The 17,965-nt window shown below is 54.1% G+C and carries 19 protein-coding genes; all 19 read right to left on the bottom strand.

The features are described from left to right. Positions 1-21 precede the first annotated feature (21 nt). A complete protein-coding gene (locus CVE23_RS02965; RefSeq protein WP_100848853.1) occupies positions 22-534 on the bottom strand; it encodes an integrating conjugative element protein in 513 nt (170 codons plus the stop codon). Beyond that, positions 531-1,133, bottom strand: a complete 603-nt coding sequence (locus CVE23_RS02960; RefSeq protein WP_225622635.1) for a lysozyme family protein — start codon at positions 1,131-1,133, stop codon at positions 531-533. Before CVE23_RS02960 ends, CVE23_RS02965 begins: the two co-directional genes overlap by 4 nt. After that, complete coding sequence (locus tag CVE23_RS02955) at positions 1,112-1,828, bottom strand: TIGR03759 family integrating conjugative element protein (protein WP_100848852.1); 717 nt, start codon at positions 1,826-1,828, stop codon at positions 1,112-1,114. The genes CVE23_RS02960 and CVE23_RS02955 overlap by 22 nt, the downstream gene beginning before the upstream one ends. Before the next feature lie 10 nt (positions 1,829-1,838). Then, positions 1,839-2,780, bottom strand: a complete 942-nt coding sequence (locus CVE23_RS02950; protein WP_145958400.1) for a hypothetical protein — start codon at positions 2,778-2,780, stop codon at positions 1,839-1,841. A gap of 222 nt (positions 2,781-3,002) precedes the next feature. Further along, positions 3,003-3,407 (bottom strand): plasmid protein, encoded by a 405-nt coding sequence (locus CVE23_RS02945; protein ID WP_100848850.1) that lies wholly within the window; start codon positions 3,405-3,407, stop codon positions 3,003-3,005. A gap of 79 nt (positions 3,408-3,486) precedes the next feature. Then, a complete protein-coding gene (locus CVE23_RS02940; RefSeq protein WP_100848849.1) occupies positions 3,487-4,695 on the bottom strand; it encodes a conjugal transfer protein TraF in 1,209 nt (402 codons plus the stop codon). A 118-nt stretch (positions 4,696-4,813) separates the two neighbouring features. Beyond that, positions 4,814-5,632 carry a helix-turn-helix domain-containing protein gene (locus tag CVE23_RS02935; RefSeq protein WP_145958399.1) on the bottom strand — a complete coding sequence of 273 codons (819 nt, stop codon included), beginning with the start codon at positions 5,630-5,632 and terminating at the stop codon, positions 4,814-4,816. A gap of 621 nt (positions 5,633-6,253) precedes the next feature. Continuing rightward, complete coding sequence (gene pilV / locus CVE23_RS02930) at positions 6,254-7,498, bottom strand: shufflon system plasmid conjugative transfer pilus tip adhesin PilV (protein WP_100850394.1); 1,245 nt, start codon at positions 7,496-7,498, stop codon at positions 6,254-6,256. A gap of 5 nt (positions 7,499-7,503) precedes the next feature. After that, a complete protein-coding gene (locus CVE23_RS02925; RefSeq protein WP_100848847.1) occupies positions 7,504-8,172 on the bottom strand; it encodes a prepilin peptidase in 669 nt (222 codons plus the stop codon). After that, positions 8,169-8,648: a lytic transglycosylase domain-containing protein gene (locus tag CVE23_RS02920; protein WP_100848846.1), complete on the bottom strand. Its 480-nt coding sequence runs from the start codon at positions 8,646-8,648 to the stop codon at positions 8,169-8,171. Before CVE23_RS02920 ends, CVE23_RS02925 begins: the two co-directional genes overlap by 4 nt. A gap of 4 nt (positions 8,649-8,652) precedes the next feature. Next, complete coding sequence (locus CVE23_RS02915; protein ID WP_100848845.1) at positions 8,653-9,249, bottom strand: type 4 pilus major pilin; 597 nt, start codon at positions 9,247-9,249, stop codon at positions 8,653-8,655. Between the two features lie 9 nt (positions 9,250-9,258). After that, on the bottom strand, positions 9,259-10,374 hold the full coding sequence (locus tag CVE23_RS02910; protein ID WP_100848844.1) for a type II secretion system F family protein: 1,116 nt from the start codon (positions 10,372-10,374) through the stop codon (positions 9,259-9,261). After that, entirely contained in the window at positions 10,364-11,938 is a 1,575-nt protein-coding gene (locus CVE23_RS02905; RefSeq protein WP_100848843.1) for a GspE/PulE family protein, read from the bottom strand. Before CVE23_RS02905 ends, CVE23_RS02910 begins: the two co-directional genes overlap by 11 nt. A 9-nt stretch (positions 11,939-11,947) precedes the next feature. Further along, positions 11,948-12,445, bottom strand: coding sequence for a type IV pilus biogenesis protein PilP (gene pilP, locus CVE23_RS02900; RefSeq protein WP_100848842.1), 498 nt, complete (start codon positions 12,443-12,445; stop codon positions 11,948-11,950). Next, complete coding sequence (gene pilO2 / locus CVE23_RS02895) at positions 12,432-13,712, bottom strand: type 4b pilus protein PilO2 (protein ID WP_100848841.1); 1,281 nt, start codon at positions 13,710-13,712, stop codon at positions 12,432-12,434. Before pilO2 ends, pilP begins: the two co-directional genes overlap by 14 nt. Positions 13,713-13,714: 2 nt before the next feature. Then, positions 13,715-15,388: a PilN family type IVB pilus formation outer membrane protein gene (pilN, locus tag CVE23_RS02890; protein ID WP_100848840.1), complete on the bottom strand. Its 1,674-nt coding sequence runs from the start codon at positions 15,386-15,388 to the stop codon at positions 13,715-13,717. Positions 15,389-15,407: 19 nt separating this feature from the next. After that, on the bottom strand, positions 15,408-15,851 hold the full coding sequence (pilM, locus tag CVE23_RS02885) for a type IV pilus biogenesis protein PilM (RefSeq protein ID WP_100848839.1): 444 nt from the start codon (positions 15,849-15,851) through the stop codon (positions 15,408-15,410). A gap of 1 nt (position 15,852) precedes the next feature. Then, the gene (gene pilL2 / locus CVE23_RS02880; protein ID WP_100848838.1) at positions 15,853-17,097 is read right to left on the bottom strand and encodes a PFGI-1 class ICE element type IV pilus protein PilL2; all 1,245 of its coding nucleotides are present in this window, start codon (positions 17,095-17,097) and stop codon (positions 15,853-15,855) included. A gap of 140 nt (positions 17,098-17,237) precedes the next feature. Then, positions 17,238-17,669, bottom strand: a complete 432-nt coding sequence (locus tag CVE23_RS02875) for a DUF29 domain-containing protein (RefSeq protein WP_024108354.1) — start codon at positions 17,667-17,669, stop codon at positions 17,238-17,240. Positions 17,670-17,965 lie beyond the last annotated feature (296 nt).

The following is a 17,965-nucleotide window of genomic DNA, read 5'->3' as shown; positions in this document are numbered from 1 at the left end:
TTGGTACCGGGAACGTAGGGATCACGGCACCACCTCAGATGCCAGTCCGGTATCCGTGATTAACACCGGATAATGTGTTATGTGTAAACGCCGGGCCAGCTCACTCCCTGACGCCGGTGCCATCTGAATGCCTGGAGCCAACTCTCTGAGTGACTGCACTGCACTCATACTGCTGACGTTGACAATCAGACCAACAGCGTTCTTCTTTTTAATCTGCGCCGCATTCATCTGTAGCCATGAGCGGGACGCAGGATCGTCCCCGATCAGAAATAAGGCACCAATACCTGGCAGTCGCAGGGGCCGATGCGTTTCGATGCCTACACTTAATTCCGGCGTGAAAACAGGCAACATAGCCGCCTCTCCTGGCTGACCCCGCCATACTTTAGTAGTATTGAGATCCTTGTCCTGCCGATTAATCCCATCAAAAAACGGGGCGGTATCGTTCCCGCCCAAATCGGCCACAACATTCAATGCAGCTATTGTGGGCAGCGGGTTTATCAAGGTCATGCACAATACAGAAACAGCTATTTTCATCGGGAACTCCGGGGTTCAATCCAGACAAACAGAGAAGCGGGAGAAGCAAGAGGAGGAGAAATCGAGCCCGAGCCAGGCTCAATCATGGTCAGCTTGTGCTTTACACTTGCGATGTATTTTGCCGCTGCAGGACCGCCTGACGGATGGTGATAGCATCCCGCCGCCTGTAACCAGCTACCAGGCTGCCGCTCATAGCATTCACGCAAAATACGAGCGGCTACGTTCAAATTAGTGTAGGGTTCGAACGCATCCCACGAGTTTGCAAACCGGGAGCCGTTCCACCCCCAGTTCACCTGCCCTAACCCGATATCGATATTCTTGTGTGGCGTTGTTTTCAGAAAGCGCTGCAAAGCCTGCCAGGCTTCAAGACGTGTTTCATATTGGTATGACCGCCCGGCTACATTCAAACTCCATGGCCACGGGCGAAAGCCGTGTGGGAGCTTACGACTCGACTCCTGTAACGCAACAGCATAGAGAGACTCAGGTGGAACCTGATGAGAGTACGCCACTCGCTGATAACCGTCTGGAACAGGCTGTCGAGCGACAACATGAGTTGGCAGCAAGAACACCAGCAGCATCAGAAGGCCACGATACGCCATCCATCATCCCCCTGCTGCAGCAATACCGGCATCAGCCCATTACCAAAGCGCATCCATCTACCGCCATCATGGTTCAGTGTTACCTGGCGACTACGAACGCGCTCAACAGGGATACTCCTCTCCCTGGCCCACTGTCGTAGCTTGTTGTCATCACCATCACTGTCGACAAGATAGATATCAACCGGCCGGTTATCAGCCAGCACTGCTGCCAGACGTGAATTACAATTTCCACATCCCGAGGATTTAACAAACAGGGCCAGACGACCACCATTATCATGTGCCACACCACCGGCATTCCCGTTCCCCATGTTGACGGGTAAAACATTCGGATACAGACGATCCCAGGCAGCGGTCACTTCGCGCTGGAATTTCAAAATCTTCTCGGTGCGCTGGTATTCTTCTCTGACCCACTTTTCCGCCAGTTGCCGACGTTCTTCATCACTACGAGCGTCAATACCGAGCGCAGTCAGCGGATCCAGTCCTGGTGACTGGATGCCAGTTTTCCCGCGCATCATGTCCTGATAACGCGACCACTCATCGTCAGTCAGTCCCCACTGTGATGACTGGAGTCGTGACAAACCCTGATCGAGTGTTTGCGTACGCGAATTTTCCACACGCACACTGGTATTTACGGATGCATTGACCAGACTAGATGCCGATGCCAACACCAGCATCGCGACAAACTTCATACGCATATCTTTTTCCTTACCGAACTGTGAGAATCTGAGGCGTTCCGTTAACCTGGAATCGTGCTTGATTTCCCTCAATACTGGTCAACGTCCAGCCATTTTCAGACTCTCCCGGCGTCAACATCCGTATCTGAGACCAACGATTTCCATCCACCGTGTTCGGGATAATGACAGCGTATTGCTGTCCTCCCCGATGCTCGATGCTGGTTAAAGAAAAGGGGGCAGGTACGGGTTTAGTCACCCGTTGAGACTTTTTTACAGTGCGGTTTCCCGTCACGTTGTTTGCTTTTGCGGATACCTGGGGGGACAGCTTTTCCCATTTGGTTTGCCAGTCAGATATCAACTGCGAGAGGCGCTTATCATGTGTATCAGCTATCCCCTGCAGCCCATCAATACGCTGTTCAAGCATTTTCATGCGCTCCGGGAGCAGCGACTGCGCTTCAGAACTTTGAACATATTGGTTGAGTATTCTCTCTTGCGAGCTTTTCCACTCTTGCTGGGACTGACGCCAGTTATCAAAATCCTGCACAGAGACAAACACTTTCTGAAATTTACCGAGGCGCTCATCGAGTTCCCGGACCTCTGCCGGCAACTGTTGCAACTGGCCGTGGCGAAATGCGGCATCCAGCGAAGCTAATTGCGTACTCTGACGCTGAATAATCAGAAACAGCACACCACAGAGCACCCATGGCACACAAAGCGTGAACCCAATGCTTGCTTTCACCAACCATGAGAGAGCGAGCGGTTTTCGTGGTTCACGTAGTGAACCTTCCCTTTTCTCTCCACCGAAAATCCCCATACGTTTAGCGGCTGTTTCAGCAGAGGTTTCCTCCCGAGATTCAGGAAAGGTTATTTCATCAGACTCATGACCAGAAAACGCCGCCAGGTGTTCTTGTAATCCAGGGGCCAATACAACATTTGCGTCTGATGAATCTGAAGAGGAAGGTCCAGTCGTCATACCTGACATCCTTTGGTTAAACGGTTTTCGCCAATACTGTGCAAAAACCGCCAACCTGAGACGACAAACAACTGAAAATGGAGGCTGTAAAATTTAAACAGATATGGAGGGAACTACCGGGAAATTCGGCCCTGGGCGGTGCCGCTTTTGTAGATATAACAGCGGTTATTCCACTCGGATACTATTCAGATATTTCTTTCAATTCATCGCTGCTTAAATCAGTCATCCGCAAGATTTTGAATGCTCGATGACAAATCCAATTTCATGAACTTTCTGGCAATCGCTGTAACCTTGCTCGTGCTCTTCGTCTTCTGGCAACACTTCAAAGACAGAACGAGCCAGCGCCTCCTGTTCGGCATTCATTGCGCAATAACACTGATTCTCATGGACAGTGAGGGAGCCGTTGGCATGGCGCAGGAAAACCATGTCAGATCCAAATTGACCAACTTTCTTGCGAACCTGGACGCAGTATCCAACACGCGTGTCGTCTCGCTGAAAGTTAGGGCCAGTAACAACGAACTGGCCTTGTGCCGGGTGACAGGAAAGCCCGATCATTCTTTGAAAATCGTTAAGTTCAATAATCCGGGCCAGGGCATATTCTTTTGTCATTCCGGTGGCGTCAGTCATCGCTAGTCCCCTCATCTGAGTTCGGCGTGTTCCCATAATTGCGATGGGAATCAGCTCCCATCGCGCTTTATAAATGGAATTAGAAGGTAAAACTCAACTTCGCTGCGGCGCCGTAGGTATTGCTGCTGGTACCCACCATGCCGGTCAGGTCAAGATGGACTAAACTGAACGGCGACAGGCCCACACCGGCAGTGATCACGCTCTTGTCGCTGTCTTTCAGGTTTGCACGGTAGCCTGCGCGCAATTGCGCCCAGTTCCAGGCATTCAATTCGGCACCCAGGCTTGCATACTGGTTTTTCTTCTCGCCGGAAAAACCACTGGCTGGTGTCAGGTCAACGTCGGTGGCAAGCGTCACCGTGCCATTCGTCCAGGCAGTACCGACGGTCGCTTGAGGACGGATTTCAAACGTACGCTTGATGCCGTTTACTTCCTTGCTGTCGATACTCCGTGCCACCAGGTTCTGGCCAACCAGGCCGACAGTCCAGTCGGGGGTTAAATCCATCGCAACGCCCACATCGACGTTGGCACCTGACTGGCTATTCTTGAATTCCCCATTGCGAAAGTCTGACGAACTGTAGTTATTGATGCCGACGTTGTAGTTGTAGATGTAGACCTGCTGCAGTTTGGGCGTCATACCGACTGAGACAGTTTTTCCGGCCAGCGTGAGAGACTTCGCCGCTGAAATGCCGTATTCGGTAACAATGGCACCGACGCCATCTGCGCGGGAGGTCAGTGAGTTCAGATCCGCCGTCGTCGGTGTTCTACCGGCAATCACAGAATCTAGGTAAGCCAGATCGTTATCCGTCACTGTCGCTTTTGCGCTGGCTACACCCCAGGCCTTGGCGGTAAAGGCGAACGGCAGCGTGGCATTAGGAACGGCAATCGCAGTAGAAACTGCAGCGTCAGCAGAGCCACCTTTTCCTGAAATGTCCTGAAACGCGTTTTTCAGGTTCTGGGCAGATGCTGTGGTATTAGTGTTGAACGCAGTCGCCTGTTTGTAGCTGTCCCAGCTGTTTTTCACCGTATCGAACTTGTCTTCAATCTTATCGGGGTTAGACACCGTGGCGCTAACAGAAGGCAGGATCAGGCTGACATGGTCATGGCTGTTAAACTTGGTCAGTAACGCGGGATTAACCAACGCCGCCGAACTGTAGTGCGAAGATGCTACGCCAGTACCACCCATGGCGTCGTTACGTGCATCAGACCAGGTGCCTGCTGCATATGATGACGAAGCAACAGCAGTAAAGCCTGCGACAATAAAGCTACGAGTTATTAATGAAAGTTTCATTACTTATTTCCTGTGTTGATATTTATTTTCTGAGTATTCCCTGGCATTGGAGCAGCATTCATTTGGTTTTCTGGAATAAAGAACCCCTGGTGTGAAAAAGAAATTTCAAAAGATGAGACTATTCAAGGCCTGAAATAAATGCGCTGTAATCAGCATATTCTTTTATTGGATTATCAATAATCATGATTGGCAAGACAGAGCCTAACAGCAGCGACTCAACTTGCTTCTCTGAAAATAAAAAATATTTAACCCCACCATTATTAACGTTTACCGCATGATAATGCTGTAAATTCAAATCTGATGTAATACCTTTCATATAAACTTTAATGTATGGAATCGGTACGTTCTGAATAAATCGCCACGTTCTGGTGAATACACCAGACATTAGATATGACTCATTGCACCGAAAAAAGACGATCTCCGAATCACACTCAACACCGTCACCATTAAATGGACGAATGCCGCTGATCGGATAGTTGCTCTCACAGCACAACCACTCAACATCGACACCAAACCAGTCTGCAAGCTGACGGAGTACTTGCATATTAAGCAGATCAAGCGTCCGCTCGGCATTGGATAATGCACTCGAACTGATCCCAAACGGCGCCAACAATTGCGCCTGCTGAATTACACTGAGTTGATTAGCATCCATCAACAAGCAAAAACGCTCATATACGCCATTCATTTTATCTGCGGAGGATGCACGAGCTTCAGATATCACACCCTCGACGATCATTCCATACAGCGCTGATTTAGACAGCCCCAGTATTTCAGAATACATATCCAAAAAGGCCTTGCTTTCAGGTTTAATTCGTACAGAAAACTGACTAGAGAACTGGCTACTTCCACCTGAATTGCTTTCCTCACTGGTATCCGGCACGATATTGCCATTACCAGAACGCAATAGAGATAATAATGCAGTATACGTTGGATTCATTTACTGCCGCTCCTAAAATCCAATTCAATGTAATTCGCTCTAATGTATGAACGAAGTTAATCGACATATTTCATCAAGTAAAATGAAACGATTCGATCGGTTCGATCTAATGTATCGATCAGAGTAAAGTCATGTAATCAGAAACTCATTTTTCATTTTGAAAATTTAGTGTTGGCGATCGATAACAAACATCATCCCCTGCTTCGATACTGTGACCCGTCGCCATTCCTGCAATAACATCTGCAGCGAGATACCAATACGTTCAGTGCGAGATATTTCTACAGGAACAACACGATACCGACAGTGATGCCGAGTCAATGTGCCAGCCGCCAGGCGTATTGCGCCGGGTCGAACAAGATGTGATCGAAACACAATACGCCTGTCACCACGCTGTACGGCCGACTCCAGCGCTGATACAAACGTTGAATTAAAATAATCCAGCTTCGATTTGTTGAGAGTGCCAACACGTGAGAATGTAGCGAGATGGATAAACCAATATGACTTCCCTCGGCGCCTCATGCCAAAAACCCTGAATCCTCGTAATGTAAACAGGCAAATCATACGGTGAACAGGGCAATACACTGCAATAGCAAACGCAACCAATAAACAGATATTCATGTTCTACTGCCCGACAATCAGCTTACCGACATAATTGCACCCTGCCTGGCCACCGCTTGCTCGACACTGGCACATCGGTTGCGTACTCAACTGGCCGGCACATGTTGAAGCCGAGTTGTTGTCGCAAATGCTGTACGGGCATTGATAGACGTTGATGTTCGTAGCCGTGCCTGACGACGCCGTCCAGACACCATCTTTGCATGACAAGATACCGCCTGAACCGTCACGGCTGACCAGGCCGTTTGGGCCGCATCCGACACCAGCGGTATTTACCTGATCCAACTGCAGAACCTCACCGGAACTTAATCGGCCATTTGCTCGAACACTGCCACCCAGCATCATCCCTCCTGTGTAAATATTTTTATCGTTCACAGACCGAACCCAATCGTTGTCTGTCATATAAAATCCGCCGCCGTGGTCGGCGTTAAGCCAGCCAAGATTCCCCCGTGAAACCAGCCATCCGTTTCTGCTGGTAACATTACCACCGGCGGTCACAGCGCCGCTGGCATTCGCGTTCGCCGCATTCACATCACCACTGAAATTCCCTGTCTGCGCGTTGACGGCGTTGACGTTATCGAGGTTATTGCTTCCCATATCGATGCTGGTATGCATGGTGTTGAGATCGGGTTTGCCGGTGACCGAAAAGCGGTAAAGCCGGTCATTTTCACCGCGGGCGGCCCCTAATTCATCCGCAGTCAGCAGTGTGGCAATATGGCCCTGCGTGCTGCTGACACCGAACTGTGCGAGAGGAACGGTCCAGCTCCCCATAGCGCCGGTGGCAATACCGGACGTCCAGATGTATCCCCCCATGCCGGCAGTGATATCCATTGATATCTGACGCAGAGCGAAAAACGGCAGCGCGGAACCGTCCTGCGTGTAAACCAGCGCCTGGAGTTGATCGGTATTTGTGGCATTGCGCATCACCGCAGCACGGTATCCCTGCCCGTCGATGGTGGTTTCGCTGAACCCCTGCTCCAGGAAACCGGTGTTTTTCAACATCACCGGCGTCACGATAACAGGCACCGTAGTCGATGCACTTGCTAGCAGCGTATCGTAATAGCGCCCGGTATAACTCTTCACGGCCTGAGTGAAGCGGGATACCTGCGCGGAGGTGTTCATCCATATCCGTTTCTGCATCCAGTCACTAATGAGCGAATAACCCCATACGCTGACCAGTAGCAGGATAACCAATGCGGCACCGGTGCTGAGGATTGCCCAGCCCCGGTCGGTTGTTTTTGTTGAGTACACAGGCGTCACCATGTAATAAGCGGCTGATAAAGTTTAAGCAGAGTCACTGACATCGCACCGGCACACAACCAGGGACCCATCGGTCCGCCCTCACTGCTACGACTAACCGATATCTGCCATAGGACAAAAAGCACCACACCAGTCAGCAGGGCATAAAGCCAGTGATGGCCACCAAGCCATGCGGCAATGGCACCGGCCAGCCACACATCACCTAGCCCCAGACACTCGCGGCCATGAATCTTCGTTGTGACATAACGCCAGCCGCCGAATATCCCCAGCGCGGCGACAGCTGAGAGGATATGTCCCGTAAAGCCTGGGTGCAGGAGTGCGGCTGTCAGACCCGCAATCAAGCAACTCACCGTCATCTCACGGGGCAGCAGCCCCGTCAGCGCATCGGTAAGCGTCATATTGAACAGAAAGAGGCTGAATAACAGCGACAGCAGCCGTTCCGTTACTGGTGCAGGGGAAAGTATCATGCCGGTTGCCACTGCCGCGTAGAGCCAGGTGAACCCGGAAGGTACCGGGTTAAAAAAAACAGCAAACCATTCGCCTTCATCATCCGATGTCATCAGGCGTAGGCGAACCAGGCTCGCCATAAAATTGAAAAGACAGAGGCCCAGTGGAAAAATGATGATAAGCGTGGGCCACGGCATACTCAGCGTCAGCAGCGTCACAGTTTTATTCCCCGTTCTTTCAGTAAAAGGCACCGGTAAATGGCATAAATCCGGTTGGCGTAGGACTCGCGTGTTTCATGGCGATCCTGCCGAAAACCGGCGTTGTAAGAGCCCAGGCAGTTCCAACTGATACCACACACCTGAAAGTGCTTCGCCAGAATCCAGGTGCCAATCTGTACATTGAGACAGGGACGTGTAAGCAAATCCTGCGGGCTGCGGATATAGCCCTGCGCTATCAGCGTCGGGATGTGTGAGGAGTTAACCTGCATCAGCCCATAATCAGTGCTGAGCGCACGCCCGGTTTTTTTATCACGGTTAACATTCGTAATCCCTGGACGCAGGCTGCTTTCACCGGTGGCAATGGACTGAATCAGCAGTGGATCGATGTGGTACTTTGCCCCTGCTGCGTCAAAGCAGAACGCCCCCACACGGGGGCAGAGCAGGATGAGTAGCAGGAAGATCGGCAGCCGAAGCATGTCATCAGCCGTTATGGGTAAAGACCAGCGTATTGTTACCGGTCATGCCGGTGTCGCCGGTACAGGACTTGCCTGCCTCTTCAGCGCTCACCACACCATCGCTGTAATCGGTGCTGTTGATGCTGATGGCACTGAAAGCGCCGCCGGAACCAAGCTGGGTGGTAATGGAGATACAGTCTGCTTGCGGCACTTTCTGCGTAGTGACGGAGAAACCGTTGTTAAACCCGTTAGATGCCACCGGCGCCATGACGACCTGTCCGCCGTAGCTGTTCCACATCGTCGCCGTACCGGAACTGGCAGTCCCCTGAATCGTCCAGCCGGCTTTCGGTGCGCCGCCCTGCTGAATAAGCGTGCCGGTCATGGTCGTGCCGCTGGTAAAGTTATAGCCGCCTTGGGTCTGCTTGAGCTGCTGTGCGTTGGTCACAACGGTCTGGATATTTGATGTCTCCACCGCAACAGACTTTTTGCCTGAGAGGCTCCAGACAAGCGCCCCGACAATGCAAATGACGATAACCGTAAATAACGCGATACTGCCGTGCTCAAGAATACCCCAGCCCCGGTCCGGCTGACGCTGGTGATGCGGTAATGTCTGAGATGTCATGGTCGTTCCTTAATGTATGTTGAAGGTGTTCATGTCCTGAATCTGCATTACCATCAGCAGAATGAGTAAGAAAAAACTCATAATCAGAACAAGAGAAAAGAACTTTGTGACGTTCGCCCGACGGGCAACGCGCGCCAGCGCCTGCTCCAGCCAGCGGTCAGCATAGTTAGAGATAAGTGACGCAGCGCTGTTGCCTTTATCCAGCAACGAGAGGTAGTTCACCGCCTCCCTGCTGGGAAAGTCGTAACCGCTTTGGCGCAGTGCCATGCCCAGCGAATCACCCTCGCTCATGCACTCCATCGCCGCATCAATACGCTCCTGCAGCCAGGGCGGGGCGAATTCGTTCAGGATCTGCAGCGCTTTGAGCTCCTGCACGCCAGCACCCAGCAGTGCACCGATATTCATCAGGAAAACCGCACCCTGCAGATCTTTGTAAACTGACCAGGGCAACAGATAATCGGCCAGGCGCCGCAGGCGCCCCCGCCAGCGAGGCAACGACCAGAACGCCAGCAGCACTAGCCCGACAGCCGCACCTGCCGCGGTCCCCCCCCACTTATCGGTCCACTGCGCCACCCCGTTCATCAGTCCGAGCGCACCTGTCCAGCGTGCCGGGTCAGACATTTTGCTTAAGGTGGGTACGAGTGCCAGGTTGTTGGTCAGTAGCAGCCCCGTACTCAGCAGGGCTAATGCCGCCGGAAATACTGAGGCGAAGATCACCTGTCCGAGGATGCTCCGGCGAGCGACGATCAGCTTGTCAGCCTGCATCAGCGCACCGGGAATATTGCCGGTCTCCATCCCGGCGCTGATGAGCGCCGCTTCTTCATAAGGGGCCCAGGCGGCAAGCACATCCTGCAGGGAGCGGCCCTCACGGTTGTCTTTCACGCCCTCAATGCAGTCTTGTACCAGCTCATGATAGGGGTGCCATCGCTGGCCAAAGTCGGTATGCACCTCACCTATCATGGTCAGCGCCTCTTTCAGCGGTTTACGGTTTTCCAGCAGAAAGCGCAGGGTTTCGTAAAACGGCTGGCGATACTGGCCTGTAAAGGTGGCCCTGACCAGGCGATACCGCAGTTTTTCCGCCAGTGACATATCACGCTCAGGTGAAAAACGTGTCTTAACCGGCATGCGGCACCTCACACTGCATAATGTCGTCCTCGTCCAGTGGACAGATAAGATCGCCTTCCAGCGGATCAACACGCCCCTCCGCGAGATAACGCAGCAGGTGCATGCGGCGGGTAATACCGCCCTGGTTTACCCAGTACTGACGGGCAACGGCCGGACCGTGAGACAACCAGAGCTGCATCAGTCGGGCATCCGTCCGGACCACCTCGGCAATTGCCGTGCGACCTGTTACGCCGCGACTGACGATGCGGCCGGTCAGCGGAACCGTTTTCTGGCAGAGAGGACAACCCTCGTGATTACGGAAGAAGAGTTTGCTGGTATCGCACACCCCTTCGACCGTGCAGTATTTTTCCAGGCGCGCGCGGGTTTCGCCGTCAAGCTCAGGCGCTTTCACCTGCCAGGGAATACGGCATTTTTCACACAGCAGCGGCACCAGACGCTGTCCTATCAGGCCAGTGACCAGTGACGCATCCGCCAGAAGATGGCGGTCAACGCCGAAGTGTTCCATACGACGCAGGGCGCCGATGGCGCTCTGGGTGTGCAGGGTGGAGAACAGAGCGTGGCCGGTCTCACTGGCGTAAATGGCGGCGATAAGGGAGTACAGGTCACGCATCTCTCCGTTCAGAATGGCATCCGGATCGAGACGCAGCGCGGAGGCATTGGCGTTAGTCCAGGCACGGCTGATGGCCTCCGGCGAGTTATCTGCAGGCATGACCGGCGTCTGGATAGCCCCCGGAATACGTCCCTCCGGCGGATTCTCCAGCGTCAGCAGGCGCTTTTTTCCGCCGGTCAGTTTCAGCCAGATATCACTGAAAACGCGCAGCGTGGCGCTCTTCCCGGAACCGGTCGGCCCGGTCAGCAGCGTCATGCCTTCCGGCAGGCGCAGGATTTGCATGATGAGCTTAATCTGCTCCGGCAGAAAACCCAGCTGCGGCAGCGAAGGAACGTTATCGCCGTCATCGGGAATGAGCCTCAGGACCACGATAAGGCCGTCGGGCGTGGGGCGGTGTTCATAGCGGGCGCCATACAGACCGGCACGGCGGGCAAACTTTGCATCGATGCGCCCTGACTGCTCGCGACCGGCAAAAAATGACTGTTCGCGCACGTCGCACATCGAAAGATAGGCAGTTGAGGACAGCGTCATCCCCTCAGCATCTTTCACTTCATCCACCACTTCCAGCTCGCCGTGGATACGCAACTGGACGATGCTGATCTTACGGTCAGCGCTGATTTCCATATGAACGTCAGATGCACTGAGCTCGTTGCCCAGCCTCATATAGCTGATGACCCTGTCCTGCGACACGCTGATATCACGGCTGTTCAGGTCACTTTCGCTAACGCTCTGAGACAGACTCAGCCCCTGACGCTCTGCCACCTCGCGCCGACGGTTCAGCTCGCTCAGCGTCACAAACTCGGTTTTTGCCGTCGGATACTCGCGGGTGACATCCATCACCCAGCGCTGTATGGCGGGTTCTTTTCGCCGGTTACCGTCGATAAGCAGCGTCATCCCGCCGGACGGATGCCGTTCGGCAAACACAAAATCCATAATCTCTTTATCAGGTGTCATCGTTCAGACTCAGAAGGAGAGTTCGGAATTGTCACTGAGGCGCACGAGCGTGGACGTGACCTCCGTGACACGCTTTGAGGTGCCGGGGATCTGATCGCCGTTCACCACCTCGGTTACACCACCGTCTGGCAGTACGATGCGGGCGCGTAGCTGTGTGCCGCGACCGTAAATCTCCTGCAGGCGCACACTGCCAGCACGCTTCTCCGTGACAGACGTCGCGGCCGTTTGTGACGGGACTGGTTGCGTCATGAGCGGTGCTGACGGTTGCATGGATGTCGCCAGATAATTACGGTCGGTACTCTGCCCGGACTGGCTTTCCCGCAGTTGCTGTTCCAGACGGGCGGTCTGGACTTTCTGCTCCAGGATCAGGATGCGCGCCTGAGCGGTTTCTAATTCTCCCTGAGTAACGTTGGAAGGCAACGTATCGCTAAAACTGGCAGCCTGAGCTTCTCCGTAAAGCAGTGCCAGCAAGATGAGAAGCCTGCCAGCTAAACTAGTTCTGCGCATAAATGCTCCCCTTGATGGTGTAAGAGTACTGCCCCTTCGGGCTCATAGTGATGGACACGCTGGTCAGGCGAAGACCTGTCGCATCAAAATCCTGCATCAGAATCTCAGGCTGTAGACGAGAGCTGACGGAAAAGGTAAATTCCCGCCAGTCCTGTACGGGCGTGTTTTTTTCCTGACCAGGCGGGACTGCAGGTGGCTTCACCTCCGTAAATTTCACGTCCAGATTGCGGCGCTGCAGGTGCGAAATAAAACGCATCAGTTGCGCATCCGCACCGGGCAGCGCTTCATCGGTGTACTCGCCTACGTTGTATTTACGAAAGGGGATGAAAATATCACCGTTTTTACCCCCTTCACTGAGGTTAAATACGGCAGAAAGGCCAAACAACTCTTTGACACGACGGGCGAAATCTTCAACAGTTGCGCCCGGCGTAGCGATGAAGCGCTCACGCAGACCTTCAGAAACACATTCACCGTCGGTAAAACGCCATCCGGCTACAGATGCATATAGCGGCTCCCGCGTCAGCCAGCAGTTGCTGAGTAGCACTGATACGGGAGGCTGTGAGGCCCACGGGTGCGGTGCGCGGACCGGGGTCACCGACTTTTCAGGTGTCATCGCCATGCGTGCACGAAACGCCGCCATCGCAGCCGCCTGTTCTGCCTTCTGCTGCACGGCGTCATACCAGTAAGCGCCGGATGCCATCGCCAGCGTCATCACGGCTGCGGGCAAGATGAGTGACAACGGCGTCAGGCGTTTACGCAGGCGGCAGCGCTTCAGCTGCACACCACTTAGCCTGTCCGTCAGTGTCATGACATAGCGGTCATCGTCTGCCGTGGCCGTACAGCGCAGGCTCGAGGCATCCGCATCGTTAAAGCGCAGAAAATTCTGTGAGGCTAATTCAATGGCCGCTCGTGAACCGGTGACGTCGCCCATTACGGAGAGCTGACCACCGCTGGTGGCAAAAAAAACCCACAGGTCTTCATCCCGACTCAGGCGATAAATGCCCCATGCATTGCCGCCTTCGGTCAGTTGAAAAGCCACGGCAAGGGAGTAAAGGCGGCGATGCATGCGCCCCGGAGAGACAACACCCGCCATTGACGCGTTTCCTCTGCCGGCAGTCACGCAATGGGTGTCCGGCGAAGCCTTACTCCGCAGCCTGGACATTAATGCGCTCCGCAGCGGCGCCCAGTGAAGACCGGCCATCCAGTCACGCCGGTGGTGCGTGATACGGATACCGGTGCGACGTGCTGTTTTTTTCTGTGATGACATGGTTACCTCAGCAGAACAGGGGTGATCATGATGACGAGCGTGGTTCGGCCACGCGTGCCGGTCTGACCGCCGCCCAGGATAAAATTACCCGGCGTGAATGTGCCTTGTTTATCAGCTGACAGGTTCTGCTGCTCCGAGCCGGTCAGTACCAGTGTCTGGCCGGAACGCAGGTTGACCTTACGGGCGAGCCCTTCGGTTGACGTGCTTGGCATGTCATTTCGGGTATTCCCGTCACGGCTGATGAAACTTTCAATCTGCGGCGGGCTGGTATAGCTGAAGGCGAATTGCAATTGCACGTCACCGTTTTCCTGAATAAACGGCAGCATGGTCATGAACAGTCCGGTAGTAATTGTGGTAACCGTCTGGGAGGAGGTCACTCCGACGTTGGCGGTTGCCGTCGAAGTCGCGCTGGTCAAAATACCCTTTTGCTTAGACAGTTGATAAGCCACTGGGGTCAGGTTGGCGGTCGGGTTGGTCTGATTCAGCGCCATGCTGACGTTGCCCTGCTCGGCCAATGCCTTAATCAGCAGACTGGAGCCGGAAAATTTAGCAGCGTTGCCGCTGGCTGTATCGAGAATGGAAATACCGGCGCTGGCAGCTGATGAGGAGGCATTAGCCATTGAGCCGGTCAGGCTGGCACCCACATTCTGCAGCGATTTATAGACCAGCCCCCAGTCCAGCCCCATCTGCTCGTTACGCGTCTGGGTGACGCTGACAATCTGGATGTTGAGCTGGACCTGGCGGCTCAGAACCTTGTTCTGATATTCGATGTAGCGACCAATCCGGTTCAGAACATCAGGGGTGTCGGTTACGCTCAACGTCCCCGAGGCCGCGGACAGCCAGAAGCGTCCAGATTTTGGAGTCAGCATCTGCTCGATGGTTTTGCGGATATCATCGTACAGATCGCTGTTCATGCCGTAATCAGTCTTCTGATTCGAGCTGATGTCGCCGGTTGCCCCCCCTGCTGTACCGCCACCGCTGCCGAGCTGATTGCCGGAACCAGAGTTGATGGAAGCGCTGCTGTTCACCTTCGTATTGAGGATAGCGAGTTGGAAGGTACGCGTATCCTGCTGGTAGAAATACACACCATTACTGTCGCTGCGCCATGACAGCCCCAGGCTGCTGGCCGCCATATCCAGCAATCCGCGGATATCACCCTGATATTTCAAGCCGCGGATAAGCGAGGGGGACTGATGAACGGAGACAGCCTGCGCAGGCGTGGCGCCCATCTGTGCCAGAGGGACCCGGCCGTTATCATCCGGTGCCGGTAGATTACCGCTCATCTGAGAGGTCACTACAGATCCGGTGGAAACGTTGCTCAGTGCGGCAAATGCGTCCGGCGTGATAGAGACGCGCACGCCGCAGAGTGTGGTGATGCGCTGCCCCAGCTCAGGCAGTGAGATACCGTCCGGCCGGTTAATCGTTATCTGACAGGCAGGCAGGTTTTTTTCATCCGGCGTGGACACGACCGGCGTAACCGGCCGCAGGTTGACCCAAGGTTGATCAGACCAGACGACGGTAGGCTGTGTCAGGGCCTGGCGGCTCTGTAGCACCCGCTGAGCGGTATCGGCCTGACCCGTGGCCTCCTTATCCATTTTGCTGATTTCATTCAGCGAACATGATGACAGCGCAAACGCGGCGGCCAGCGCTGTCAGGCAGAAAGGTAAACGCGGCATCCGCAGCTCCCTGATGAGGTTAATTGAGGTAAACAATGCTGCCATCCATTACGCCGGACGGCAGGGGCAGGTTCATGTCGGTGCCATCCGCCATCCGCAACCGCCCGTTACTGACCGTCAGCGCCAGCGCCGATGTCACGGACTGCGTACGCAGCGCAGCAAACACGCCATCGGTGGCGGGTACCCAGACCCAGAGGCGTCCTCCCTGAATCATGGTCTGAATACGGCTGTCAGGTACGGGGACTATGCCGACCTGTACAGGAGAAACAGGACCATCGGCTACCGTGCGTCCGTGGCGCCAGTTATTCACCGCATCAGCGGTGCGCAGTATGTCGGTGGCAAGCTGACTGGGCTGTGTCTGCAGCTGTGCCAGGCGGACGTGTTCAGCCGAGCGGCGCTGTGCATCGCCGGCCATCAGCGCGATAACCAGGCAGAAGACAAATACCGGCAGCGCATACCCCATCTCAATGACCTCCCGCCGGGGTATCACTCACGGAAATCAGGCACTGAATGCGGTTGGCCTCGGCAAACAGCGGTTTTTCCGCTTTGCGGTAGAGGTCAAAAACCTGTACCAGGACAGATTCGAAGTTGCCGTGAAACACCAGGGGGGCATCAATGCGGTAGTCCAGCGACACCGGCCAGATGACCACCCAGTTCCCGCCATTGCTGCACGTCGCTTTTGAAGCCCAGCCGGTCAGGGTCTCTTTCAATGTCGATCCGACGTCAGCTTTCCATGTCGGTCCTGTCTGTGCTGCTGGCACCAGTGATGAAGACAGTTTCGCAGGCACAGGGGGAGTAGCAGCGGGTTGAACACTCGCTGCAACAGGCGTCTGCGTTTGTGCGGGACGAGCAGACTGAGGTTGTGCCGCCGGTGCCGGAGGTAACGCCGTGGTAGGTACATGAGGTGTTCCCCCTGACACTTTCGGCACAGCTTTCGATGCAGAGTTAGCACTGATCTTCTGGTTCGGGTTATATGGCGGTAAATCAAATGATTTAACCGGTGCCGACGCGGCCGTTGTTGCTGTTGAAGACGCTGCCGCGACCGTGGGTTGAGCGCTCAGTGTCTTAGCCGAGGGTAGCGGTGGCAGCGGCTGGGAGTCCGGTTTCAGCAGAAATTTTTGCTGTGATTGAGCGGTCGCAGCAGCCGTTGCAGGCACGGGCGCCGAAACGGTTTTTGTACCCGTGGTAGCAACAACGGGTGTGGATACGGCAAATGAGCGATATTCATCCCTCAGTACGAAACAAATCTCGCGGTTCACATCGTCAACACGCAGGCGCCATGCCTGGCCGGCGACAATTTGCAACGCTTCGCTGAGACGAACCGGACCGATGGATCGTTGTACAGCAGGAAGAGGACGACTCAACAACTCGGAAAAGACTGGAGAGTTGGATGGACAGAGGGAATACCCGGATTCAAGCAACAAGTAACGAAACCCGTCACCGACGGATTTCACGATTGATGCTGGCATCGTGATATCGACTATCTGATTGAGAGGATCTCGCTGTGCGTCAGTAGGGCGAGTATTGACGAGTGTATAGCGATCATACCGTACGACCTCTGGCGATCGGCTTTGATAAATGTCATTTACACGCGGTGCAGCAGTGGAAGAGGTATAGCGTGAAAAATCAGCAGACGAGTTCTGTTGAGCACAGCCCACAAGGAATGTCGCCGCACAAGCCAGCATGGGCTGCAAAGTTGGTCGTACCATCAGTCTCCACCGTTTAAGAGTAATCTCAATCAGGTGGTTATTCTGACGACAGCCCGACTCAGGACAACGTTAAACCCTTTATTACAGACGTAAAAAAACGCCGGAAAACCGGCGTTATCATGAAAAAAGACTATGTGTTCTTATTCTGGATAAAAATCGGGATTAACAGCCTGCTCAAACGACCAGGGACAGTTAGCCGGGAACAACCCACGATTCAGGCCGGTTTCACGTTCGGCGCCAATCACCGCATCCCCATAGGCATCAGCGATAATATCCTGGAGCCGGGACTTGAGGCTCGGGTTCTCGGACAGAACACGCGTTGCTTTGCGGCGCTGTTCCTCTATTGTCAACTGCCAGCTTTTTCCACGATGGCTCGGCTGGTATTCCCACTTCAGCAGATGCATAAACAACACCTGAAGCCGGGACTCCAGTTCACGTCGTTCGCTTCGCCCCATCGCTTCAATTTCCTCCAGCAGGTTATGAACGTCTAACTCAGCCAGACGGCCAGAGCGTAACAAACTCGCCTGCTCCTGAGTCCAGCCGTAAAAGTCATTATCATAACGGATTGTCATATATCCTCCCCTGAGCTGCGGGCATACCCACCTTGATGCCCTGAGTCTGTCAGAGAAAAAAAAGTTAGTCAAAAATAGCAAAACGCCGGAAAACCGGCGTTTTAAGAAGTAAAAAAATGCTCTGTCAAAGGACAGTACCATCATGGGTCTGCGTCCATGTCCCATCACGCAGCGCTACTTCAGCAGCATGTAGAGCACCTGTGTTAAACGGTTGGTAATCAGAAACATACCACCGCTCACATGACTCACGTGTTGATACGACTATTCCATCGTCAGCGTAGTACGTTCCGATGTAG

The sequence above is a fragment of the Dickeya fangzhongdai genome, from assembly GCF_002812485.1.
Lineage (GTDB): Bacteria > Pseudomonadota > Gammaproteobacteria > Enterobacterales > Enterobacteriaceae > Dickeya > Dickeya fangzhongdai.
The sequence above is the reverse complement of the archived record's forward strand: the minus strand, read 5'-3'. Positions and strand labels throughout refer to the sequence as shown.